This is a genomic window from Streptomyces sp. NPDC059454 (genome assembly GCF_042749965.1).
Lineage (GTDB): Bacteria > Actinomycetota > Actinomycetes > Streptomycetales > Streptomycetaceae > Streptomyces.
This window is the reverse complement of record NZ_JBHYVC010000003.1, coordinates 231,929-255,143: the sequence shown is the minus strand read 5'-3', so window position 1 is coordinate 255,143 and position 23,215 is coordinate 231,929. Positions and strand designations below refer to the sequence as shown.

The following is a 23,215-nucleotide window of genomic DNA, read 5'->3' as shown; positions in this document are numbered from 1 at the left end:
CAGCGGCAGCGGCTCGCTGCTGGTGACCAGCTCCCGCAGCGGATGCCGGGCCAGCACCGCCTCCACCTCCGGCGTCAACGCCGCCGCCAGCCGGGACGCCGCCGGACGGCTCTCGTCGCGCAGGGCGTCCACAGCGGCGAGCAGGACGCTCCTCGGCCCGGAGCCGGGCACTCCGGCCGCCGCCCGCTCGTGCAGCCGGGCGCCCTCCTCCAGGACGACCTCGGTGTCCATGCCCGCCGGGATCTTGATCCGCGCGTGGTGCCGCCAGGTGGTGACCGGATCACCCCACGCCTCCACGGTGTACGTCCACAGTCCCGGCTCCCCGGCGGTGACGGTCGCCCCCCACCTGTCCGTGCCGGGCGCGAGCTCCCGCATCGGCGTGAAAGGACCCGGACGTCCCTCGGGGTCCTTCAGCACCACATCGGCGGCCACCGCGTCGTGGCCCTCCCGGAACACGGTCGCCGAGATCTCGAACGTCTCACCCACGACGGCCTTCGCGGGCCGGCGCCCCTGCCGGACCATCGGCCGGACGTCGAGGACGGGAATGCGCCCCACGGCGGTCGCGGGGCCCGCGGACGGGCGCGCGGGAGCCGGCGCCACGGAGGCGGGCGGCGGCGGGGGGCCGGTCTCGGCCGGTCGGGCCGGAGAGGATCCGGCGCCGCGCTTCACGGGTGGGCGGGCGCCTGGTGTCGGAGGGGATGACGAGTGGTGCTTGGCGGGCATGACCGCTCCTGTCCGCGTCAACGTGGGTGGGCGGATGACTGTGGGGAGGTGGGTCCTGCGTGGTGTTGCTGAGGGAGTACCCGCAGGAGCCTTCCCACACTGTTCGGGTGGGCAATCCGGCACTTCGTTAACTACTCACGCGTATGTCGACACACAAGACCGGCCCCGTCCGCGCGGGACGGGGCCGGTCGTCGGTGGGTCCGCTCCCACGGCCGCCGGTGCCCTCCCGCGCGGCCGGTGTCCGGCACCTCCCGGGGGCGCCGCTACGCGCGCGGAACCTGGAGCAGCCGGTTCGGCGAACCGAGCCCGCGCCCGGCCACCTTCCCGCTCGCCGCGCCCTTGACCAGCGCGTTCGCCACCTGGGCCGGAGTCGCCCGCCGGTGCTCGGCGAGATACAGCGCCGCCGCGCCCGCCACGTGCGGGGACGCCATCGACGTACCCGAGCGGGTGCTCCGCGCGGTGTCGCCCGCGGCGGAGGCCGAGGTGATCGAGACCCCCGGGGCGAACAGGTCGAGGGCGGAGCCGATGTTGGAAAAGGCCGGTTTCTTGTCCTGCCGGCCGGTCGCGCCGACCGTGAGGGCCTGCTTCACGCCCGCCGGCGAGTACAGCGCGGCCGGCCCGCCCTCGTTGCCCGCGGCGACCGTGTACGTGACACCGGAGGCGATGGAGGTACGGACGGCGGCGTTCAGCTGTGCGTTGTGGAAGCCGCCGAGGCTGAGGTTGGCGACCGCGGGCTTCCTCGCGTTCCGGGTGACCCAGTCGATGCCGGCGATCACCTGGGCGGTGGTGCCCGAGCCGGCGTCGTCCAGGACGCGCACGGAGACGATCCGCGCCTTCCCGGCGACTCCGTACGAGGAGCCTGCGACGATTCCGGCGACATGCGTGCCGTGTCCGTTGCCGTCCTGCGCGGTCCGGTCGTTCTGGACGAAGTCCCAGCCGTGGCGGGCCCGTCCGGCGAAGTCCCGGTGCGTGATCCGTACGCCGGTGTCGATCACGTAGACCGTCACCCCGGCGCCCGCCGACTCCGGCCGGGTGTAGCGCTTGTCCAGCGGGAGACCGCGCTGGTCGATCCGGTCCAGGCCCCAGGACGGCGGGTTCTTCCGGGTGCGGGCCGGCGTCACGCGGGTGTCCTGGACGACCGAGGCGACCCGCGGGTCGGCGGCCAGGCGCCCGGCCTGTCTCGCGTCGGCCCGTACGGCGTACCCGTTGAGCACCGTGCCGTAAGTGTGGCTGATTCTCGCTCCGTACCCCTCGGCGAGGTCCTTGCCGGCCGCCGAGCGGGCCGCCGTCCCCTCCCCCAGGGTCACCAGGTAACTGCCGGCCACGGAGCCGGGCGCCCCGGCGCCGAGTACGTGTCCCCGTGGTGCGGCGTGCGCGGGCAGGGTGGCGGCCGAGACCGCCGCGGTGCACAGCACCGCCGTCATGCCCCCCGCCCGGCGCAGACGCCGCCTTCGCGTCCGTGACATGGTCCGGGTTCCCCTCCTCCACTCGGCGCGTCCGGCACGGGCCGGTACGCCAAAGGGGAAGCGTCTCGTGCGGGACGAAGTGCGACAAGGGCGCCTGCGGGGGCGGAATCGGCCATATCCGCCATGAGGTGAATCGTTTGGCCGGGGGTACGGAGGTACCCGTGTCCCCCGGCTTCCCGCGCGGCTCGTGTCCGCGCCGGTACTGTCGGCAACGATGCCCGGACGCACACCGCGTCTCTCACGAACGCGCCGAGGTGGCTTGTGAAGGCGATCCGTCGATTCACCGTCCGACCCGTGCTCCCCGAACCCCTCCGGCCCCTGAGCGATCTGGCCCGCAACCTGCGCTGGTCCTGGCATGCCGGGACCCGTGACCTGTTCCGCTCCGTCGACCCCGGACGCTGGGCCGCCGTCGGCTGCGACCCCGTACGGCTGCTCGGCAGCGTGGCGGCCGAGCGGCTCGCCGAGCTGGCCGGCGACCGTGACTTCCTGGACCGCCTCGACGCGGTCGCCGGTGATCTGGACGCCTACCTGACCGGCGACCGCTGGTACCAGGCGCAGACCGACCGGCTGCCCGCCGCCGTCGCCTACTTCTCCCCGGAGTTCGGCATCACGGCCGCCCTGCCGCAGTACTCGGGCGGGCTCGGCATCCTCGCCGGCGACCACCTCAAGGCCGCCAGCGACCTCGGCGTCCCCCTCATCGGCGTCGGCCTGCTCTACCGGCACGGCTACTTCCGCCAGTCGCTGTCCCGGGACGGCTGGCAGCAGGAGCACTACCCCGTCCTCGACCCCCACGAGCTGCCCCTGGACCAGCTGGAGGAGCCCGACGGCACGCCCGCCCGGGTCACCCTCGCCCTGCCCGGCGACCGCTGTCTGCGGGCGCGGATCTGGCTGGCCCGGGTGGGCAGGATCCCGCTGCTCCTGCTGGACTCCGACGTCGAGGAGAACGGCCTCGGCGAACGCGGGGTGACCGACCGGCTCTACGGCGGCGGCAGCGAGCACCGGCTGCTGCAGGAGATGCTGCTCGGCATAGGAGGGGTCCGCGCGGTCCGCACGTACTGCGAGCTGACCGGGCACGCCGCACCCGAGGTGTTCCACACCAACGAGGGCCACGCCGGCTTCCTCGGCCTGGAGCGCATCGCCGAACTGCGCGCCGAGGGGCTGGACTTCGACGCGGCACTGGAAGCGGTCCGGGCGGGGACCGTGTTCACCACCCACACGCCCGTCCCGGCCGGCATCGACCGGTTCGACCGCGAACTGGTCGCCCGGCACTTCGGCCCGCACGCCGAACTGCCGGACCTGGAGGCCGATCGCGTCCTCCGGCTCGGCACGGAGAGCTACCCCGGCGGTGAGCCGGGCCTGTTCAACATGGCCGTGATGGGCCTGCGCCTGGCCCAGCGCGCCAACGGCGTCTCCCTGCTGCACGGCCACGTCAGCCGCGAGATGTTCGCCGGGCTCTGGCCGGGCTTCGACCCGGAGGAGGTGCCCATCACCTCCGTCACCAACGGCGTGCACGCGCCCACCTGGGTGGCCCCCGAGGTGTTCCGGCTCGGCGCCCGGCAGATCGGCGCCCAGCGCACCGAGGAGGCGCTGAGCGTCGGCGACTCCGACCGCTGGGACTCCGTCGCGGACATCGCCGACCAGGACATCTGGGAGCTGCGCAGGTCCCTGCGGGAACTGCTGGTGCTGGAGGTGCGCGAGCGGCTGCGCGCCTCCTGGCGGCAGCGCGGCGCCGGCACGGCCGAGCTGGGCTGGATCGACGGGGTGCTCGACCCGGACGTGCTGACCATCGGCTTCGCCCGGCGCGTCCCGTCGTACAAGCGGCTGACGCTGATGCTGCGCGACCGGGACCGGCTGACGGACCTGCTGCTGCACCCCGAGCGGCCGGTGCAGATCGTGGTCGCGGGCAAGGCGCACCCGGCGGACGACGGCGGCAAGCGGCTCATCCAGGAACTGGTCCGCTTCGCCGACGACCCGCGCGTACGGCACCGGATCGTGTTCCTGCCCGACTACGGCATGGCGATGGCGCAGAAGCTCTACCCCGGCTGCGACATCTGGCTGAACAACCCGCTCAGGCCGCTGGAGGCGTGCGGCACCAGCGGGATGAAGGCGGCGCTCAACGGCTGCCTCAACCTGTCCGTGCTCGACGGCTGGTGGGACGAGTGGTTCCAGCCCGACTTCGGCTGGGCCGTCCCCACGGCCGACGGAGCGGGGACCGGCCCGGACCGGCGCGACGACATAGAGGCCGCGGCGCTGTACGACCTGCTGGAGCAGCGGATCACGCCGTGTTTCTACGACCGGGGGCGCGGCGGGCTGCCGGACCGGTGGATCGAGATGGTGCGGCGGACGCTGAGCCTGCTCGGACCGAAGGTGCTGGCCGGGCGCATGGTCCGGGAGTACGTGGAACGGCTGTACGCGCCCGCCGCGCACGCGCACCGCGCGATGGACCCGGACTCCGCGCGGTCGCTCGCCGCGTGGAAGGCGCGGGTGCGCGCGGCTTGGCACGGTGTGACCGTCGACCACGTCGAGACGTCCGTGACGGAGGCCACCGCGGAGCTCGGCACCACGCTCGCGCTGCGGGTGCGGGTGGGGCTGGGCGGTCTGCAACCGGAGGACGTCGAGGTGCAGGCGGTCTCCGGGCGGGTGGACGGGGAGGACCGGATCACCGATGCGGCGGCGGTGCCGCTGAAGCCGGTGGGGACGCCCGATGCGGAGGGGCGCTGGGTGTACGAGGGGCCGCTGTCCCTGGACCGGACGGGGCCCTTCGGGTACACGGTGCGGATCCTGCCGGGACACCGGCTGCTGGCGTCGGGGGCGGAGCTGGGGCTGGTGGCGGTGCCGTCGGAGGACGTGGTGGAGGCGGCGGGCTTACTGATGAGGTGAGGCGCTGTCAGCCTGTCCGGCGTTTGAGGACGAGGCCCGTTCAGGGCCGATGGGGGTCTGGGGGCGCGGCCCTCAGGGACGGGACGGGAAGGGGCGGCGGGGGCGACTGACGGTGGGCGGCGGGGGTGGCGGCGCGGCCTGCTGGGGGTGCCTCCCCCAGAGGGGGTACCCCCAGCGCCCACCCGTGCCGCCCTGGGGGCACCTCCCAGGCCCTTCAGGCACTGGGGGAGGCACGACTGCCCGCAGGCTGCGGGGGTCGGCATGGGGTGTCAGTCCTGTTCGATGCCCCGCGTGGCCAGACGGCGGAGCACCTTCCCGCACCGGCGCGCGTACGCGTGCTGCATCGCGCGGGTGGCCGGGCCGCCCGCGCGGGAGTACCAGCGGGCCGGCCTGCTGAACGCCTCGACGGTCAGCCACACCGTGCCGTCGCCGGTGCGGTCCACGACGAACGACTCCTCGCCGCACTCGGGGTGCCCGGCCAGGGTCCCGTACGCCCAGCCGGCCCTGCGGTGCTCCTCCACCGTCCACACCACCCGGCAGGGCGCCTTCACCACCCCGGCGAGGGTGATGGTGACGTCGACGTCCGGGGCCGCGCGGTCGGCGGTGGTCTCGACACCGACCCCCAGCTCCCGGTGCAGTTCCCAGGTGAGCAGCGCCTGAGCGGCCTGCCGGAAGACCGCCTCGCCCTCGCCGAGGCGGGTGCGGACGTGCATCGGGTGGAAGCCGGGAGGGCAGGAACCGGGTTCCCGGGTCGCGCCGACGTGGTCGTAGGTGAAGTCCGCCGAAGACATGGGACCCAAGAGTAGGGCGGCGCCCACGCCTTGGAGAAAGGCGGGGCGCCGCTCACGGCACTCGCTCCCGGTTTACGGGAAGGTGAGCTTCCACCCGCTGATGTAGCCGGTGTCGTACCGTGCCACGTCCTGCACCCGCAGTTTCCAGGCGCCGTTGGCGGCCTCGGAGGAGGCGTTGACCGTGAAGGTCTGGTTGATGTTGTCCGCGGAGCCGCCGGTGCGGTTGCGCAGGTTGTACGCCGTGCCGTCCGGGGCCAGCAGGTCGACGACCAGGTCACCGCTGTAGGGGTGCACGATGTCGACCGCGACCTGGAGGTTGGAGGGCGCGTTGCCCGTCCGCCCGGAGACGGTGATCGAGGACGTCACCGCGGAGCCGGCGTCCGGGATCGACACGTCGGTGGTGCTCTCGAAGGACGTACCGCCACCGCCGCCGCCGGAGCGCGAGCCGACGTTGATGGCCGCCCAGGCGTCCTGCACCGCCTTGTACTCGGCGCTGTCCGTGCCGTACAGCTCACCGGTCGCCGCCAGGGTGCCGGTGCGGGCGCCCGCGTAGTTGGTGGTGGAGGTGAACTTGGTGGTCAGCGCGCGGAACCAGATCTTCTCCGCCTTGGCGCGGCCGATGCCGGTGACCGGGAGGCCGTCCGAGGTGGGCGAGTCGTAGGTGACACCGTTGATGGTCTTGGTGCCGCTGCCCTCGCTCAGCAGGTAGAAGAAGTGGTTGGCGGGGCCGGACGAGTAGTGGACGTCGATGCTGCCGATGCCCGAGTACCAGGAGTCCTTGGACGCGCCGTCCTTGCTCGGCTTGTCCATGTGGCGCAACGGGGTGCCGTCGCCGTTGATGTCGATCTCCTCGCCGATGAGGTAGTCACCGACGTCGGAGGAGTTGTTGGCGTAGAACTCGACGGTCGAGCCGAAGATGTCGCTGGTCGCCTCGTTCAGACCGCCGGACTCACCGCTGTAGTTGAGGCCCGCGGTGTTCGAGGTGAGGCCGTGGGTCATCTCGTGCGCGGCCACGTCGATCGAGGTGAGCGGGTTGGCGTTGCCCGAGCCGTCGCCGTAGGTCATGCAGAAGCAGCTGTCCGACCAGAAGGCGTTGACGTAGTTGTTGCCGTAGTGGACCCGGGAGTAGGCGCCCACGCCGTCACCGCGGATGCCGCTGCGGCCGTGCACGTTCTTGTAGTAGTCCCAGGTCAGCGCGGCCCCGTAGTGGGCGTCGGCGGCGGCCGACTCCAGGTTGGACGGGCTGCCGTTGCCCCAGACGTCGTCGGAGCCGGAGAACAGCGTGCCGGTGCCGGAGGTGCCCCGGTTCAGGTTGTAGGTCTTGTGCCCGCCGCGCGCCCCGTCGGTGAGGTTGTACGAGGACCCGGACTGGGTGGTGGTCAGGTCGACGGTGCCGCTGTAGACGGTGTGGCCGGTTCCGTTCTGGACGGCCTCCCACTCGTACAGCTTCTCGCCCGTGGTGGCGTCGGTGACGACGTGCAGCTCCTGCGGGGTGCCGTCGTGCTGGAGGCCGCCGACGACCGTCTCGTACGCCACGACCGGCGTGCCCTTCGCCGCCCAGATCACCTTGCGCGGGGCGCGGTCGACGTCGGCGCCCTTCGCCTTCTCGGCCTTCGCGGCGGACAGGGCCTGCTGCTCCGCCTTCGCGGCCGGCACCTCGGCGGTGGTGGTCGCGGGCTTCACCGCGGTCCGGGTGGCCTTGACGACGGAGTCGGCCGCGCCGGCCGTGTCGCCCTGGACGACCAGGTCGCCGCCGAGGACGGGCAGGCCGTCGTAGGTGCGCTCGTAGCGGACGTGCACGGTGCCGTCGCGGTCCTTGAGGACGTCACGGACGACGAGCTTCTCCTTCGCGCCCAGGCCGAGGTCCTTCGCGGTCTCCGCCTTGGTGGCGTTCGCCTCGCGGATCAGCGCGGCGCGCTGGGCGGGGGTGAGCCTGACCGACTCGGAACCCGGCTTCGCCTTGCTCGCGGCCGCCGGTGCCTGCTCGGGGGCGGCGGTGGCGCTGCCGGACTGCACGGCCGTGGCGATCAGCGCGGCCACCCCGGCGAGGGCGACGGCGGCGGCACGGCGGTGCGTGGCGTGGGGGGTGCGTCTGTGGGACGACCTGTTTCTCAACGCTGACTCCTTCTGCGTGGCCGCGGGTCGCGCGGCCTGGGGAGACCGGACGGCGGGTGGGCCGGCCGGGCAGAACGGAAGTGCATTTCGCTGTGGCCGCGGGGCAGCGGTGGGGTGTGCTGTGGGGTTGCTGTTGAGCGGCCGTGGGAAGAGTGGCAGGTGATCGCGGTTTCTGTCAGGGGCGCGTCAGAAAGTTGGCCGGAAACCGTTCGTTGTCCGGGGGTTCAGGTTCGGTATACGAACAGTCAAGGGTGGGAGGTGCGGGTGGGGTGGGGTTCGGGGTTCTTCGCCCCGTGCCGCCCCTTCCCGTCCCGTCCCTGGGGCTGTGCCCCGGACCCCCATCGGCCCTGAACAGGCCTTGTCCTCAAGCGCCGGACGGGCTGGAGTCGCCGTGCCAGGAGTGCCACAGCGCCGCGTACGCCCCGCCGGCCGCCACCAGGGCGTCGTGCGTGCCGAGTTCGGTCAGCCGGCCGTCCTCCATGACGGCCACCCGGTCGGCGTCGTGCGCGGTGTGCAGCCGGTGCGCGATCGCGATGACCGTACGGCCCTGAAGGACGGCCGCCAGCGCCCGCTCGGTGTGCCGGGCGGTCGTCGGGTCGAGCAGGGCGGTGGCCTCGTCGAGGATCAGCGTGTGCGGATCGGCCAGCACCACCCGTGCCAGGGCCAGTTGCTGCGCCTGTGAACCGTCGGTGGCGTGGCCGCCCTCACCCAGCTCGGTGTCCAGCCCTCCCGGCAGCCCCCGCACCCACGCCTCGGCGCCGACCACGGCCAGCGCCGCCCACAACTCCTCGTCCCCGGCGGCCGGTTCGGCGATGCGCAGATTGTCGCGGACCGACCCCAGGAACACATGGTGCTCCTGGGTGACCAGCACGACCTGCCGGCGCAGCCGCTCCGGGTCCAGACCGGACACCGGCACCCCGCCCACCGTCACGCTCCCCGCGGTCGGCGCGTCCACGCCCGCGAGCAGCCGGCTCAGCGTGCTCTTGCCCGCCCCGGACGGCCCCACCACGGCCAGCCGCTCGCCCGGCGTCACCGTCAGATCGACCCCGCGCAGCACCTCGACGCCCCCGTCGTAGGCGTAGCGCACCCCGGTCACGTCGATGCGGTCGTCGGCCGGATCCGGACTGGCGCCCCGCTGAGCCGCGCGCGGCGCCCGGGCCAACCCCTCCACCCGGGCGAACGACGCCCCGCTGCTCTGCAGCTGCTCGACCCGCATCAGCACCTCGTCCAGCGGCCCGCTCAGCTGCAGCAGATACAGGGACGCGCTCACCACCGCCCCGAGGCTCACCGCGCCCCGCTCGTGCAGCACCCCGCCGATCAGCAGCACCCCGGCCACCGGCACGGCGTACGACACCTCGACCACCGGGAAGAACACCGTGCGCAGGAACAGCGTGCGGAACCGGGTGCGGCGGGACGTCTCCAGCGCCTCCCGGCTCGCCCGGATCCGCCGCTCCCGGAGCCGGAACGCCTCCACCGTGCGGGCGCCCGAGGCCGTCGACGCGACGATCTCCGCCACGTCCGAGTTGGCCGCGCCCTCGGCGAGGTAGGCGTCCCGGGCCCGGCGCAGGTACCAGCGCACCGCGACCCGGATCGGCGTGAGACACAGCAGCCCGAGGGCGCCGAGCAGCGGATCCACCACGACGACCGCCGCCATCACGAACAGCGACTGCACCCCGTTGACCAGCAGCGAAGGCCCGGCGTCGCGCAGGGTCGTACCGACGGCGGTCACATCGGCCGTCCCCCGCGCCGTCAGATCACCGGTGCCCGCCCGCTCCACCACCGACGACGGCAGCGCCAGGACCCGGTCGACGAACCGTTCCCGCACCCGCGCCAGCGTCCGCTCCCCGAAGCGGTGCCCCACGTACCGGGCCCAGCGGGACAGCAGCAACTGCGCGACCGCGCACGCCACGATGACCGGCGCCAGCCGGTCCACCACCGCCACCCCGCCCCCGTCGCGCACCTCGTCGACGATCCGGCCGAGCAGCCAGGGCCCGGCCAGCCCCGCCAGGGCGGCCAGCGCGTTCAGGACCAGGACGCCGGCGAAGGCCCGCCCGTCCGCCCGCACCAGCCCCACCGACGCCCGGCGCACATCGGCGGGCCCGGCGAGGGGGAGCCGTTCCCCGCTCATCCCACGACCTCCTCGGCGGCGCTCTCGTCGGCGTCCCTGGCCACCAGTTCCCGGTATCCGGGCTCGGCGTCGAGCAGTTCACGGTGGCCGCCGCTCGCCACCACCTTCCCGTCGGCCAGGAAGAGCACCAGGTCGGCCCGGTCCAGCACCAGCGGCGAGGTGGTGGCCAGCAGTGTCGTACGTCCCTTCCGGGCCGCGCGCAGCCGGTCCGCGACCGTGGCCTCGGTGTGCGCGTCGAGCGCCGAGGTGGGCTCCACCGCCAGCAGCACCTCCGGGTCGGCCAGCAGCGCCCGCGCCAGCCGCACCCGTTGCCGCTGACCGCCGGAGAGGCTGCGGCCCTGCGCGGACACGACCGAGTCCAGCCCCTCGGGCAGCCCCTGCACGATGTCGTCGGCGGCGGCCGCGCGCAGCGCCCGCAGCACGTCCTCGTCGGGCGGATCCCCGCGCCCGGCCACCACCTCCCGCAGCGGACCGGCGAACAGATCGGCCTCCGGGTCGGCGACCAGGATCCGCTCCCGCACCCGCGCGAGCGCGATCCCGTCCAGCCGGACCCCGCCCCAGGTGACCGCCGACGGCGCATAGCGCCCGAGCCGGTCCACCACGGCGAGCGCGTCGGCGGGACGCGCGGCGGCGAGCGCGGTCAGCCGGCCCGGCGACACCCGCACCCCCGACTCCGGGTCCGCCAGCACGGACGGCCCGGCCGGCGGATCGGCGGTGGCGGCGTCGGCCGGCGGCTCGAGCCGCAGCAGCGCCGTCACCCGCCGGGCGGCCACCACACCCCGGCTCAGCGAGTGACCGCACTCGATGAGGAACATCACCGGCCACACCAGGACGGCGACGTAGCCGTACACCGACACCAGCTCGCCCACGCTGATCCGCCCCTGCGCGGCCTGCCGGGCCGCGATCCAGGTCACCCCCGCGAGGAACAGCGTCGGCAGTCCCGCGGCGAGCGCCTGCATCCAGCTGGTCACGGCCCCGACCCGGTAGCCCTGCTCCCGCAGCCGCCCCGAATCCCGGCGGAACGCGTCGGCGACCAGGTTCTTCCCGCCCAGCCCGCTCAGCACCCGCAGCCCGCCCGCCAGATCCCCGATCCGCGCGGTCAGCACGCCCTGCCGCTCCCGGTACTCCGTCTCCGCGCCCTGCAGCCACCCCGCCAGCGGCCCCACGGCGAGACCGATCACCGGCACCCCCAGCAGCACCACCACGGCCAGCAGCGGCGACACCGACAGCAGCAGCCCGGCCACCACGGCATACGCCACGACCGCGCCGACCCCCGGCCCGACCGTCGTGAGGGCCATGGCGATCGTCTGCACGTCGCCCACCCCGATGGTGACGACCTCCCCGGCCCCGGCCCGCCGCTCCAGCGAGGCCCCCAGCCGCACCGTCTGCCCGACGACCACCTTCACCGTGCGGAAGTTGGCGTCCATCCGCACCCGCGTCATCGTGCGGTGCCGCATGATGCTCAGCCAGGAGTTGAACCCGTTCACCACGAACAGGGCGCCGGTCCACAGCGCCAGCGCCCCCATGTCGCCCGGCTCCAGCCCGTCGTCCACCGCCCGGGACATCGCGTACGGCGTCGCTGCCAGCAGCACCATCCACACACAGCTGAGCGCCGCCCCCGCCAGGCACCGCCCCGGCTGCCGCCGCACCAGCCACCACAGATAGCGGGTCCCGCCCCGGCGGTCGGGCGTGCCGGGGTCCTCGTACGCGTCGATCATCGCTCGTTCCCCCCTGCGCGCCGTCGCGCCTACGCCAGGCTGTCCCGCCAGGCCCGGTGCAGATCGGCGAACCTGCCCGTGCCCGCGATCAGTTCGGCCGGGCTGCCGTCCTCCACGATCCGTCCGTGCTCCATGACCAGCACCCGGTCCGCGATCTCCACCGTCGACAGCCGGTGCGCGATCACCACAGCCGTACGCCCCTTCAGCACCGTCGCCATCGCCCGCTGCACCGCCCGCTCGCCGGGGACGTCCAGCGAACTGGTCGCCTCGTCGAGGATCAGCACCGCCGGGTCCGCGAGCAGCGCCCGCGCGAAGGCGACCAACTGGCGCTGACCGGCCGAGATGCGGCCGCCCCGCTTGCGTACATCGGTGTCGTAGCCGTCGGGCAGGGCGGCGATGAAGTCGTGCGCGCCGATCTCCTTCGCCGCCTGCTCGATCTCCTCGCGGGTGGCGTCCGGCCGGCCGATGGAGATGTTCTCGGCGACCGTGCCGGAGAACAGGAACGCCTCCTGCGTCACCATCACCACCTCGCGCCGCAGATCGCGCCCCGTGAGGTCGCGCAGGTCCACCCCGTCGAGCAGCACGCGGCCGTCGGTGGGGTCGTAGAAGCGGGCGAGCAGCTTCGCCAGCGTCGACTTGCCCGCGCCGGTGGAGCCGACGACCGCGACGGTCTGCCCGGCCGGGAGGGCGAGGCCGAAGCGGGGCAGCACCTCGCCGCCGGTGCGGTACGCGAACCGGACGTCGTCGAAGACGACCTCGCGGCCGGGGAGCCCGGAGCGCCGCTCCGGGAGCTCCCGGGGCGCCACCGGCTCGGGCACGGACGGGGTCTGGGCCAGCAGACCGGCGATCTTCTCCAGCGAGGCCGCCGCCGACTGGTAGGAGTTCAGGAACATGCCGAGCCGGTCGATCGGGTCGTACAGCCGGCGGAGGTACAGGACCGCCGCCGCCAGTACGCCGAGCTCCAGCGAGGCGTCCGCGACCCGGTAGGCGCCCCACAGCACGATCAGCGCGACCGTCGTGTTGGCGGTGACCCGGGAGCCGACGACATAGCGGGCCATCTCAAGGAGCGCGTCGCCGTTGCTGCGTTCATGCCGCCGGTTCAGCACCGCGAAGTCGGCCTCGTTGGCGGCCTCCCGGCGGAAGGCGCGCACCGGCCGGATGCCGTTCATCGTCTCGACGAACTTCACGATCACCGCCGCGATGGCCGTCGACCGCTTCCGGTACACCCGCCCCGCCCGCCGCCGGTACGACCGTACGAGCAGGTACAGCGGCACGAAGGACACCACCGCGACGGCACCGAGCCCGAGGTCCAGCCAGAGCAGCAGTACCGAGATGTAGACGGCCGACAGGATGACCATGACCAGTTCCTGCAGGCCCTCCTCCAGCAGCTCCCGCAGGGACTCGACGTCGGTGGTGGAGCGGGAGATCAGCCGGCCGGAGGTGTAGCGCTCGTGGAAGTCGACGCTGAGGGCCTGCGCGTGCCGGAAGATACGGCCGCGCAGGTCGAGCAGCACGTCCTGGCTGACCCGGGCGGAGGCGGTGACGAAGCCGTACTGCAGCGCGCCGGCCGCCACCGCGCACAGCAGGTAGCCGACCGCCACCGCGATCAGCGGCCCGTTGTCGTCGCCGCGGAACGCGGGCACGGCCCGGTCGATGGCGTACGCCACCAGCAGCGGGCCGGCCTGCACGGCGGCCTGCTGGAGCAGCAGCAACAGCGCGGTGACGGCGACCCTGCCCCGCAGGGGAGACAGCAGGGAACGCAGCAGTACGCCGGTGGCGCCCGGGGGAGTGGGCAGCTGGTCCCGGTCGAAGGGGTCGTCGGACGGCGGGGTCCGGTCGTCGTCCTCGTCCTTGACGGGTGTGGTGGTGGCCGCCGTCATCGCTCGTCCTCCTGTTCCCCCGCGGGGGCGCCGGACATGAGGTGCGCGTACTCGGGGTCGGTGTGCAGCAGTTCGTGATGGGTGCCGACCGCGGTGATCCGGCCGCCGGAGAGCAGGGCGACCCGGTCGGCGAGCAGGACCGTGGAGGGGCGGTGGGCCACGATGAGGGCGGTGGTGTCCGCGAGCACCCGGCGCAGGGCCGCCTCGACGGCGGCCTCCGTGTGCACGTCGAGCGCGGAGAGCGGGTCGTCGAGGACCAGGAAGTCGGGGCGTCCGACGACGGCGCGGGCCAGCGCGAGGCGCTGGCGCTGGCCGCCGGAGAGGCTGAGGCCCTGTTCGCCGACCTGGGTGTCCGTGCCCTGCGGCAACGCGTGCGCGAAGTCGGCCTGGGCGACGGCGAGGGCGCGCTCCAGATCGGCCTCGCCGTCCCCGCCGCCCATCAGTACGTTCTCGCCGACGCTGGCCGAGAAGAGGGTGGGTTCCTCGAAGGCGACGGCGACGCGGGAGCGCAGTTCCTCGCGGGACATCTCGGTGATGTCCGTTCCGTCGAGGGTGATGCGGCCCTCGGTGACTTCGTGCAGTCGCGGGACGAGGGCGGTGAGCGTGGTCTTGCCGCTGCCGGTGGCGCCGACGAGGGCGAGGGACTCGCCGGGGCGGATGTGGAGGTCGACGCGGTGCAGTACGGGGGGCGACCCGTCGGGTGCGTCGGGGTACCGGAAGCTGACGTTCTCGAACCGTAGGCCTTCGATGCTGCCGGTGCCGGTGCCGGTGCCGGTGCCGGTGTTGGTGTCGGCCGGGGGGTGGGTGCGCCGCTCGGCGCTACGAGGTGCCGCCGCGCCCACCCGTGCCGCCCCAGCGGCACGACTGCCCGCGGCTGCGGCGGCACGACTGCCCGCAGTTGCGGAGGACTCCGGCTCCGCGTCCATCACCTCGAAGTACCGCTCCGTGGCCGTCGCGGCCTCCTGGCTCATCGCCAGCAGGAAGCCGATCGAGTCCACCGGCCACCGCAGGGCGAGCGCGGTCGACAGGAACGCCACCAACGTCCCCGCGGACAACTCCCCGTCCGCCACCCGCACGGTCCCCAGCACCAGAGCCGCCCCGATGGCAAGCTCCGGAAGCGTCACGATGACGCCCAGGATCGTCGCCAGCAGCCGCGCCTTGCGCAGCTCCGTCCCCCGCAGCTCCCCCGACAGCTCCCGGAACGCCCGCGCCTGACTGCGGTGCCGCCCGAACCCCTTGATGATCCGGATGCCGAGCACACCCTCCTCGACCACCGTCGTCAGATCACCCACCTGGTCCTGCGCCTGCCGCGCCGCCCCGGAGTACCGCTTCTCGAACACCACGCACGTGACCAGCACCGGCACGGCCGGCACCAGGACGACCAGCCCCAGCGTCCAGTCCTGGACCAGCATGATGATCACGCCGACGAGAATCGTCACCCCGTTGACCAGCAAGAACGTCAACGGGAAGGCAAGGAACATCCGCAGCAGCATCAGATCCGTCGTGGCCCGCGACAGCAACTGCCCCGACGGCCAGCGGTCGTGGAAGGCGACCGGCAGCCGCTGCAGGTGCCGGTACAGATCCGCCCGCATCGAAGCCTCGACATGCGACAGCGGACGCGCCACCAGCCACCGCCGGAGCCCGAACAGCAGTGCCTCCGCCAGCCCGAGCAGCAGCAGGTACAGCGCGCCCAGCCACACCCCCGCCGGATCCCGGTCGGCGACCGGCCCGTCGACCATCCACTTCAGGACGAGCGGGATGACCAGGCCGATGCAGGAGGCGACGATCGCGATGAACGCGGCGGTGAACAGCCGCGCCCGCACGGGCCGTACGAACGGCCACAGCCGCAGCAGCGTACGCACGGTGGAGCGGGACTCCGGGGGAGAAGGTGTAGTGGGCATCAGCAGCGAGCCTACGGATCGCCACTGACCCTGCCCACCGAGTTTCGGCCGGACCGCCTTCCGCCGCTGGCCCTACGACCTGCGCCTACGGGGAAGTCGTACGCGTGCATCAGCCGATCGGCCGATACCCGTTCGAGCGTACCGGCCGATGTGCCGGTGCCCGCCGCGCGGCGACGCTGGAGCCATGTCCGTCATCGACGTCACCGATCTGCGCAAGTCCTACGGGGGCCGTGCGGCCGTCGACGGTGTCTCCTTCGCCGTCGAGGAGGGCGAGATCTTCGGGATCCTCGGCCCGAACGGCGCCGGCAAGACCACCACCGTCGAATGCGTGGGGGGCCTGCGCGTCCCCGACGCGGGCCGCGTCCGCGTCACCGGCCTCGACCCCGTCGCCGACCACAAGGAGGTCACCCGCGTCCTCGGCGCCCAACTCCAGCAGAGCGAACTCCAGCCCAGACTCACCGTCCGCGAGGCCCTGGAGCTGTACGCCTCCTTCTACCCGCGCCCCGCCGACTGGCGCCCGCTCGCCGAACGCCTCGGCCTCACCCCGAAGCTGACCACCCGGTTCGCCAAGCTCTCCGGCGGCCAGAAGCAGCGCCTGTCCATCGCGCTCGCCCTGATCGGCGACCCGAGGATCGTCGTACTGGACGAACTCACCACCGGCCTCGACCCGCGCGCCCGGCGCGACACCTGGGAACTCATCGAGGACATCCGCGCGGGCGGCGTCACCGTCCTCCTCGTCACGCACTTCATGGAGGAGGCCCAGCGCCTCTGCGACCGCATCGCGGTGATCGACAAGGGGCGGGTCGCCGCCCTGGACACCCCGGCCGGGCTGATCCGCCGCTCGGCGGGCGCCACCATCATCAGCTTCACCCCGTCCGCCCCGCTGGACGACGCCGACCTGAGCGCGCTGCCGCAGCTCGCGTCGGTCCGGCACAAGGACGGCCGGGTCACCCTGTCCGGCACCGACGAGACGGTCAACGCCGTCATCACCCTCCTCGCCCGCACCCGCGTCACCGCCCACCAGTTGCGCGTCACCGACGCCACGCTGGACGACGCCTTCCTGGACCTCACGGAGGCCCCGGCATGAGCACAGACGTCCTCGACACCGCCGTCCTGCGGACCGAGATCCGCCTCTTCCGGCGCGAACCCGGCAGCATCTTCTGGATCCTGCTCTTCCCCACCCTGCTGCTGGGGATCCTGGGTCTCATTCCGGATTTCGGTGAGGCCGACCCCGACCTCGGCGGCCTGCGTCCGATCGACGCCTACGTGCCGGTGGCCGTCCTCCTCGGACTGCTCGTCGCCGGACTCCAGGCCATGCCGCAGACCCTCACCGGATACCGGGAGACCGGCATCCTGCGCCGGATGTCCACCACACCGGTACGTCCCGCCGCCCTGCTGACCGCGCAGACGGTGGTGTTCGGCGGCGCCTCGCTGCTCTCCGCCCTGGCCGCCCTCGCCGTCGGCCGGCTCGCCTTCGACGTGGCCCTGCCGGAGCAGCCGCTCGGCTACCTCCTGGCGTTGCTGCTCGCCCTGCTCGCCTGTCTCGCCCTGGGCGCCGTGCTCTCCGCCCTGGCGCGCACCGCGAAGATCGCCACCGCGGTCGGATCGACCGCGCTCTTCCCCGCGATGTTCTGCGCGGGCGTGTGGCTCCCGGTCGAGGCCATGCCGGACATGCTGGCCGGCATTGTCGGCTGGACCCCGTTCGGCGCCGCCGCCCAGGCCCTGAACGACGCCGCGGCGGGCGACTGGCCGGGCGGGACGCACCTCGCGGTACTGGCGGGCTGGACGGTGCTGCTCGCGGCGGTCGCCTCGCGCTGGTTCCGCTGGGAATGACGACCTGGAGGGGAGGGGCGGACGTGGCCGACAATGACGCCATGACGGAGACGACGGCGCTCGACGACCGGTGGGCGGTGTTCGACCGCTGGGGCCCGTACGGGCTCCTGGTGATGAGCTCCCTGATCGCCTGGGCGACCGCCGACGTCCTCGGCATGAGCACCGGTGAACGCTGGGCCTGCGGAGCCCTCATCGCCGTGGCCGTCGTCCTGGAGCTGCGGTGGAACAGGGCCGTGCGTACCCGCCCCGGGCCGTCCACGGCGGGCGCCCGGCACTACGCACTGCGCTGGGCGATCGGATTCGCCCTCACCTGGCTGAACCCGCTGTTCGCCTTCTACGCCGTCATCGGCTACTTCAGCACCGAGCGGCTGCTTCCGCGCCGCTGGCGCAAGACCGGCCTGTTCGCCACCGCCGTGACCATGGCGGGTTCCCAGTCGGGCGGGCTGCCGCCGGACGAAAGGCTGGGCTGGGTGCTCTTCGGCGCCCTCCTGGGGGCCAACAGCATGCTGGTCTTCCTCTTCGGTCACTTCGCCGACCTGGAGGAGGCCCGCGGCCGGGCCCGGCTGGACACCATCGCCGAACTCGAACGCACCAACAAGGCGTTGCAGCAGGCCCTCGACGAGAACGCCGCCCTGCACACCCAACTCCTCGTCCAGGCACGGGAGGCCGGGGTCGCCGACGAGCGCCGGCGGCTCGCCGCCGAGATCCACGACACCATCGCCCAGGGTCTGACCGGCATCATCGCCCAGCTCCGGGTCGCGGCGAACACCCCCGAACCGGCCCTGGGCCGCACCCACATGGACCGGGCACTCACCCTGGCCCGCCACAGCCTCGGCGAGGCCCGCCGCTCCGTGCACAACCTCTCCCCGGTCGCCCTCGCCGACGACGGACTCCCCGACGCCCTGAAGAAGACCGTCACGGAGTGGGGCGAACGCACGGACGTGCGGGCCGGGTTCACGGTCACCGGCACCGTCGAGCCGCTGCACGACGAGGTCGCGGCCACCCTGCTGCGCATCGTCCAGGAGGCCCTGTCCAACGCCGCCCGCCACGCCGCCGCCACCCGGGTCGGCGTCACCCTGTCCTACATGGGCGACGAGGTCACCCTCGACATCCGCGACGACGGCCGGGGCTTCGACCCGCTCGCCGTCCCCGCGCGCACCCGCACCGGCGGCTTCGGCCTCGACGGCATGCGGGCCCGCGCCGAACGCGTCGCAGGAGCGCTCACCATCGAAACCGAACCGGGCGGCGGCACGGCGGTCTCCGCTCGCGTACCGTTGGTCCGCCATGACCGATGACGCCATCACCGCCGAAGCCGTGACCGGTTGCTCCCCGACCGGTGACGCCCTGACCGACGAGACCGCGATCTCCCTCCTCATCGTCGACGACCACCCCGTCGTCCGGGACGGCCTGCGCGGCATGTTCGACTCCGCGCCCGGATTCCACGTCCTCGGTGAGGCGGCCGACGGGGCGGAGGCGCTGGAGCGGGCCGCCGTCCTGGATCCCGACGTGATCCTCATGGACCTGCGGATGCCGGGCGGGGGCGGGGTCGAGGCCATCCGGGAACTGTCCCGCCGGGGCGCCCGCGCGCGGGTGCTGGTGCTGACCACGTACGACACCGACTCCGACACGATCCCCGCCATCGAGGCGGGCGCCACCGGCTATCTACTCAAGGACGCGCCCCGCGAGGAACTGTTCACCGGCGTCCGCGCGGCGGCCCGGGGCCGTACGGTGCTGTCCCCGGCCGTCGCGTCCCGCCTGGTCTCGGCCGTCCGCACGCCCGCCGCCCCCGGCAACGAGCCGCTCTCCGCCCGCGAACGCGAGGTGCTGGCCCTGGTCGCCAAGGGCACGTCCAACCGCGAGATCGCCCGCGAACTGTTCATCAGCGAGGCGACCGTGAAGACCCACCTCACCCACATCTTCGGCAAGCTCGACGCCAAGGACCGCGCGGCCGCGGTCGCGGTCGGGTACGACCGGGGCATCCTGGGCTGACCGCCGCCGCGTGGTCAGTCCAGCACCCGCAGCAGCAGCACCGACCGTCCCGGCACGGTGATCCGCCTCCCCGCGCGGTGCTCCACGCCGGGCTCCCGGCCCTGCTCCTCCCGCCCGGTGTCGACGACCACCTCGTACCGCCCGGCCCACGGCGGGCCCGGCAGCTCGAACTCCACCGGTCCCTCCCCCGCGTGCAGGACGGCCAGGAAGCTGTCGTCGAGGATCGGCGCCCCGTCCTCGTCGCGCCCCGGGATGTCCCGGCCGGAGAGGTACATGCCGAGCGTGGCGGCCGGCGCGTACCAGTCGTCCTCGGTCATCTCCGTGCCGCGCGGGGTGAACCAGGCCAGGTCGCGCAGCCCGTCCGCGGAGTGCGCGCGCCCCGAGAAGAAGGCCCGGCGGCGCAGCACCGGGTGCCGGTGGCGCAGGGCGATCAGCCGGGAGGTCAGCTCCAGCAGGGGCCGCCAGTCCGGGTCGTCCACCAGTGTCCAGTCCACCCAGCCGGTCTCGTTGTCCTGGCAGTAGGCGTTGTTGTTGCCGCGCTGGGTGCGGCCCATCTCGTCGCCCGCCACCAGCATCGGCACGCCCGTCGACAGCAGCAGCGTGGTCAGCAGGTTCCGCAGCTGCCGCCGCCGCAGGGCCCGTACGCCCTCGTCGTCCGTCTCTCCCTCCGCGCCGCCGTTCCAGGACCGGTTGTCGTCCGTGCCGTCCCGGTTTCCCTCGCCGTTCGCCTCGTTGTGCTTGCGGTCGTACGACACGAGGTCGCGCAGGGTGAAACCGTCGTGCGCGGTGACGAAGTTGACCGAGGCGTACGGCCGCCGTCCGCCCCAGGCGTACAGGTCGCTGGACCCGGACAGCCGGTAGCCCATCTCCCGTACGTCCGGCAGCGCGTGCCGCCAGAAGTCCCGTACGGCGTCGCGGTAGCGGTCGTTCCACTCCGTCCACAGCGGCGGGAACGCGCCCACCTGGTAGCCCCCGGAGCCGACGTCCCACGGCTCGGCGATCAGCTTCACCCGGCGCAGCACCGGATCCTGCGCGATCACCGCGAGGAACGGGGAGAGCATGTCGACGTCGTGCATCGAGCGGGCCAGGGCCGCCGCCAGGTCGAAACGGAAGCCGTCGACGCCCATCTCCGTCACCCAGTAGCGCAGGGAGTCCGTGATCAGGCGCAGGACGTGCGGCTGGACGACGTGCAGGGTGTTGCCGCAGCCGGTGTAGTCGGCGTAGCGGCGCGCGTCCGGCTGGAGGCGGTAGTAGCCGCGGTTGTCGACGCCCTTCAGGGAGAGTGTGGGCCCCAGCTCGCCCGCTTCCGCCGTGTGGTTGTAGACCACGTCGAGGATCACCTCGATGCCGGCCGCGTGCAGGGCGCGCACCATCCGCTTGAACTCACCGACCTGCTGCCCCCTCGTCCCGGAGGCCGCGTACCCGGCGTGCGGGGCGAAGTAGCCGATGGAGTTGTAGCCCCAGTAGTTGCGCAGTCCCCGCCGCAGCAGATGGTCCTCGTGCGCGAACTGGTGCACCGGCAGCAGCTCCACGGCCGTGACGCCCAGCCGGACCAGGTGCTCGATCGCCGCCGGGTGCGCGAGACCGGCGTAGGTGCCGCGCAGCTCCTCGGGGATGCCGGGGTGCCGCCGCGTGAAGCCCTTGACGTGCAGCTCGTAGATCACCGAGTCCGCCCACGGCGTCTTCGGCCGGTGGTCGTCCGCCCAGTCGTCGTCGTCGTGGACGACCACGCCCTTGGGGACGTACGGCGCGGAGTCCCGGTCGTCGCGCACGGTGTCCGCGACATGCTGCTCGGGCCAGTCGCGGACGTGGCCGTACACCTCGGGCGGCAGCGAGCTGTAATCATTCCCTTTGGCTCCGTCCACCGCACGCGCGTACGGATCGAGCAGCAGCTTCGCCGGATTCCAGCGGGCGCCCGTCCACGGGTCCCAGCGGCCGTGCACCCGGTAGCCGTACCGCTGCCCCGGCAGCACACCCGGCACGAAACCGTGCCAGATCCCGTGCGTCAGCTCGGCGAGCCGGGCCCTGCTCTCCCTGCCCCGCTCGTCGAACAGACACAGCTCGACCCCCTCCGCCCCGCCGGCCCACAAGGCGAAGTTGGTCCCCGCCACCCCGTCCGGGCCGACCCGGAACCGGGCACCCAGCGGCGTCGGCCGGCCCGGCCGCACGGGCACCGTGGGCACGGGCGGCGCCGGCCGCGCGCCGTTCACGACGGCGGCCGGGCGCCCGTCCCCGGTGGCCCGTTCCGAGGCCACCGCCTCCTGCTCGGCTGCGCTGGACACCTGTCAGCCTCCCGCGGCTCGTGGGGGACGGCGGCGGACAGGGGAGCAGGGCACTTGTCATCGGCTCGGCCGTGGCTCCCCGGCGCGTCGTCCTCCCACTGTTCTGCCCAGAGGGTGCCTCGCACTCACGTTTCCCCGGGGGCGGCATGGTCGTTTCCCGGAGGCGAGGCCCGTCGTTGGGTACCGCGTGAGGTACGTACAAGGGCGCGCACGGCGCGCGAGGGCCGCGCTGGCCGCCGTAATGACATGGGCAGGACTGCTGACCGGAGCCGCCGGCTGCACCGCGGACGACACCGCCGGCGGGGCGTTCGGGCCCCCGGCCGCCGGGGACGTCATCCGCGTGTCGCCCGACGACGGCAGCAAGGACGTACGCCCCGGCTCGGCGCTGCGGGTGCGGGTGCCGGACGGGCGGCTGGAGTCGGTGAAGGTCGTCGCGTCGCGGGACGCGCGGGAGTCGCCGGTCCCGGGGCGGATCTCCGGGGACGGACTGACCTGGAAACCCGACGACGAACGGCTCGCGCTCGCCGCGAAGTACACCGTCGACGCGGTGGCCGTGGACGGCGACGGCCACCGCTCCGCCCGGCACACCACCTTCACGACGTATGTCCCGGAGGAACGCTTCATCGGCTACGTCGCCCCCGAGGACCGCTCCACCGTCGGCACCGGAATGATCGTCTCCCTGGAGTTCAACCGGAAGATCACCCGCCGTGCGGCCGTCGAACGCGCCGTCCGCGTCACCGCCCGTCCGGCCGTCGAGATCCGCCCGCACTGGTTCGGCGGCTCCCGGCTCGACTTCCGCCCCGAGCACTACTGGAAACCCGGTACCGAGGTCACCGTCGACCTGAACCTGCGCGACGTCGAGGGAGCACCGGGCGTCTACGGCCTCCAGCACCGCACCTTCACCTTCACCGTGGGCCGCAGCCAGGTGTCGGTGGTGGACGCCGCCGAGCACACCATGCGGGTGCGCCGGGACGGAGAACTGCTGGCCACGGTTCCGATCACGGCGGGGGCGCGGAAGACGCCCACGTACAACGGCAGAATGGTGATCACCGAGATGCTCGAGGTCACCCGCATGAACGGCGCGACGGTCGGCTTCACCGACGACGACGGCAAGGGCGAGTACGACATCCCCGACGTCCCGCACGCCATCCGCCTGACCGGCTCCGGCACCTTCCTGCACGGCAACTACTGGGCCGACACCGGCGTCTTCGGCGACTCCAACGTCAGCCACGGCTGCGTCGGTCTGCGCGATGTGAAGGGCGGCGGGGCGGACACCCCGGCGGGCTGGTTCTTCGACCGCAGCCTCATCGGCGACGTCGTCGAGGTCGTCAACAGCAAGGACAAGAAGGTCGCCCCGGACAACGGCCTCGGCGGCTGGAACATGAACTGGAAGGAGTGGACGGCGGGCGGTGCGGTGAAGCGCCGCTGACCCGAACCCTCGGGCGGGCCGTTGAACTTGGAACGGAACGGTGACAAACCCGCCGCCTCGAACGCCCCTGGCCTGTGGTT

At 73.3% G+C, this 23,215-nt stretch carries 15 protein-coding genes; 6 read left to right on the top strand and 9 right to left on the bottom strand.

Annotated features, from left to right (window positions below; translation table 11 throughout):
* A partial coding sequence (locus tag ACFXAE_RS03585; RefSeq protein WP_384707372.1) for a maltotransferase domain-containing protein occupies positions 1 to 723 on the bottom strand: 723 nt, incomplete at its 3' end.
* Positions 724 to 986: 263 nt separating this feature from the next.
* A complete protein-coding gene (locus tag ACFXAE_RS03580; RefSeq protein WP_384707369.1) occupies positions 987 to 2,189 on the bottom strand; it encodes a S8 family peptidase in 1,203 nt (400 codons plus the stop codon).
* A gap of 261 nt (positions 2,190 to 2,450) precedes the next feature.
* Between ACFXAE_RS03580 and ACFXAE_RS03575 the strand changes: the two genes are divergently transcribed.
* Complete coding sequence (locus tag ACFXAE_RS03575) at positions 2,451 to 5,069, top strand: glycosyltransferase family 1 protein (RefSeq protein ID WP_384707366.1); 2,619 nt, start codon at positions 2,451 to 2,453, stop codon at positions 5,067 to 5,069.
* A gap of 269 nt (positions 5,070 to 5,338) precedes the next feature.
* On the opposite strand, the gene ACFXAE_RS03570 is transcribed toward ACFXAE_RS03575, so the two are convergent.
* The 6 genes from ACFXAE_RS03570 to ACFXAE_RS03545 all read right to left on the bottom strand — a co-directional run bounded on the left by ACFXAE_RS03570 (position 5,339) and on the right by ACFXAE_RS03545 (position 15,602).
* On the bottom strand, positions 5,339 to 5,860 hold the full coding sequence (locus ACFXAE_RS03570) for a DUF1990 domain-containing protein (protein WP_384707363.1): 522 nt from the start codon (positions 5,858 to 5,860) through the stop codon (positions 5,339 to 5,341).
* Positions 5,861 to 5,932: 72 nt separating this feature from the next.
* Positions 5,933 to 7,975 (bottom strand): M4 family metallopeptidase, encoded by a 2,043-nt coding sequence (locus ACFXAE_RS03565; protein ID WP_384707360.1) that lies wholly within the window; start codon positions 7,973 to 7,975, stop codon positions 5,933 to 5,935.
* A 364-nt stretch (positions 7,976 to 8,339) separates the two neighbouring features.
* Positions 8,340 to 10,103: an ABC transporter ATP-binding protein gene (locus ACFXAE_RS03560; protein WP_384707357.1), complete on the bottom strand. Its 1,764-nt coding sequence runs from the start codon at positions 10,101 to 10,103 to the stop codon at positions 8,340 to 8,342.
* Positions 10,100 to 11,821, bottom strand: coding sequence for an ABC transporter transmembrane domain-containing protein (locus ACFXAE_RS03555; protein WP_384707354.1), 1,722 nt, complete (start codon positions 11,819 to 11,821; stop codon positions 10,100 to 10,102). Before ACFXAE_RS03555 ends, ACFXAE_RS03560 begins: the two co-directional genes overlap by 4 nt.
* Positions 11,822 to 11,850: 29 nt before the next feature.
* Positions 11,851 to 13,701 carry an ABC transporter ATP-binding protein gene (locus ACFXAE_RS03550; protein ID WP_384707351.1) on the bottom strand — a complete coding sequence of 617 codons (1,851 nt, stop codon included), beginning with the start codon at positions 13,699 to 13,701 and terminating at the stop codon, positions 11,851 to 11,853.
* The gene (locus tag ACFXAE_RS03545; protein WP_384707348.1) at positions 13,698 to 15,602 is read right to left on the bottom strand and encodes an ABC transporter ATP-binding protein; all 1,905 of its coding nucleotides are present in this window, start codon (positions 15,600 to 15,602) and stop codon (positions 13,698 to 13,700) included. The genes ACFXAE_RS03550 and ACFXAE_RS03545 overlap by 4 nt, the downstream gene beginning before the upstream one ends.
* Positions 15,603 to 15,786: 184 nt before the next feature.
* Between ACFXAE_RS03545 and ACFXAE_RS03540 the strand changes: the two genes are divergently transcribed.
* Genes ACFXAE_RS03540 through ACFXAE_RS03525 form a run of 4 tightly spaced genes read left to right on the top strand, consistent with a single transcriptional unit; the run spans position 15,787 to position 19,424 of the window.
* The gene (locus ACFXAE_RS03540) at positions 15,787 to 16,689 is read left to right on the top strand and encodes an ABC transporter ATP-binding protein (RefSeq protein ID WP_384707345.1); all 903 of its coding nucleotides are present in this window, start codon (positions 15,787 to 15,789) and stop codon (positions 16,687 to 16,689) included.
* Positions 16,686 to 17,435 (top strand): ABC transporter permease, encoded by a 750-nt coding sequence (locus ACFXAE_RS03535; RefSeq protein ID WP_384707342.1) that lies wholly within the window; start codon positions 16,686 to 16,688, stop codon positions 17,433 to 17,435. Before ACFXAE_RS03540 ends, ACFXAE_RS03535 begins: the two co-directional genes overlap by 4 nt.
* Before the next feature lie 41 nt (positions 17,436 to 17,476).
* On the top strand, positions 17,477 to 18,730 hold the full coding sequence (locus ACFXAE_RS03530) for a sensor histidine kinase (protein ID WP_384707339.1): 1,254 nt from the start codon (positions 17,477 to 17,479) through the stop codon (positions 18,728 to 18,730).
* Complete coding sequence (locus tag ACFXAE_RS03525; RefSeq protein ID WP_384707336.1) at positions 18,720 to 19,424, top strand: response regulator; 705 nt, start codon at positions 18,720 to 18,722, stop codon at positions 19,422 to 19,424. Before ACFXAE_RS03530 ends, ACFXAE_RS03525 begins: the two co-directional genes overlap by 11 nt.
* Before the next feature lie 14 nt (positions 19,425 to 19,438).
* Here ACFXAE_RS03525 and glgX read toward each other — a convergent pair whose 3' ends face one another.
* Positions 19,439 to 21,706 carry a glycogen debranching protein GlgX gene (glgX, locus tag ACFXAE_RS03520; protein ID WP_384707333.1) on the bottom strand — a complete coding sequence of 756 codons (2,268 nt, stop codon included), beginning with the start codon at positions 21,704 to 21,706 and terminating at the stop codon, positions 19,439 to 19,441.
* Positions 21,707 to 21,893: 187 nt separating this feature from the next.
* On the opposite strand from glgX, the gene ACFXAE_RS03515 reads away from it, so the two are divergent.
* Complete coding sequence (locus ACFXAE_RS03515) at positions 21,894 to 23,135, top strand: Ig-like domain-containing protein (RefSeq protein WP_384707331.1); 1,242 nt, start codon at positions 21,894 to 21,896, stop codon at positions 23,133 to 23,135.
* Positions 23,136 to 23,215: the final 80 nt, after the last annotated feature.

What these genes read in the sequence shown, in the direction of transcription:
- ACFXAE_RS03560 (WP_384707357.1), bottom strand. Translation starts at nt 10,103, where the DNA reads ATGAGCGGGGAACGGCTCCCCCTCGCCGGGCCCGCCGATGTGCGCCGG.
- ACFXAE_RS03550 (WP_384707351.1), bottom strand. Translation starts at nt 13,701, where the DNA reads ATGACGGCGGCCACCACCACACCCGTCAAGGACGAGGACGACGACCGG.
- ACFXAE_RS03530 (WP_384707339.1), top strand. Translation starts at nt 17,477, where the DNA reads ATGACGGAGACGACGGCGCTCGACGACCGGTGGGCGGTGTTCGACCGC.
- ACFXAE_RS03525 (WP_384707336.1), top strand. Translation starts at nt 18,720, where the DNA reads ATGACCGATGACGCCATCACCGCCGAAGCCGTGACCGGTTGCTCCCCG.
- ACFXAE_RS03535 (WP_384707342.1), top strand. Translation starts at nt 16,686, where the DNA reads ATGAGCACAGACGTCCTCGACACCGCCGTCCTGCGGACCGAGATCCGC.
- ACFXAE_RS03580 (WP_384707369.1), bottom strand. Translation starts at nt 2,189, where the DNA reads ATGTCACGGACGCGAAGGCGGCGTCTGCGCCGGGCGGGGGGCATGACG.
- ACFXAE_RS03570 (WP_384707363.1), bottom strand. Translation starts at nt 5,860, where the DNA reads ATGTCTTCGGCGGACTTCACCTACGACCACGTCGGCGCGACCCGGGAA.
- ACFXAE_RS03540 (WP_384707345.1), top strand. Translation starts at nt 15,787, where the DNA reads ATGTCCGTCATCGACGTCACCGATCTGCGCAAGTCCTACGGGGGCCGT.
- ACFXAE_RS03545 (WP_384707348.1), bottom strand. Translation starts at nt 15,602, where the DNA reads ATGCCCACTACACCTTCTCCCCCGGAGTCCCGCTCCACCGTGCGTACG.
- ACFXAE_RS03555 (WP_384707354.1), bottom strand. Translation starts at nt 11,821, where the DNA reads ATGATCGACGCGTACGAGGACCCCGGCACGCCCGACCGCCGGGGCGGG.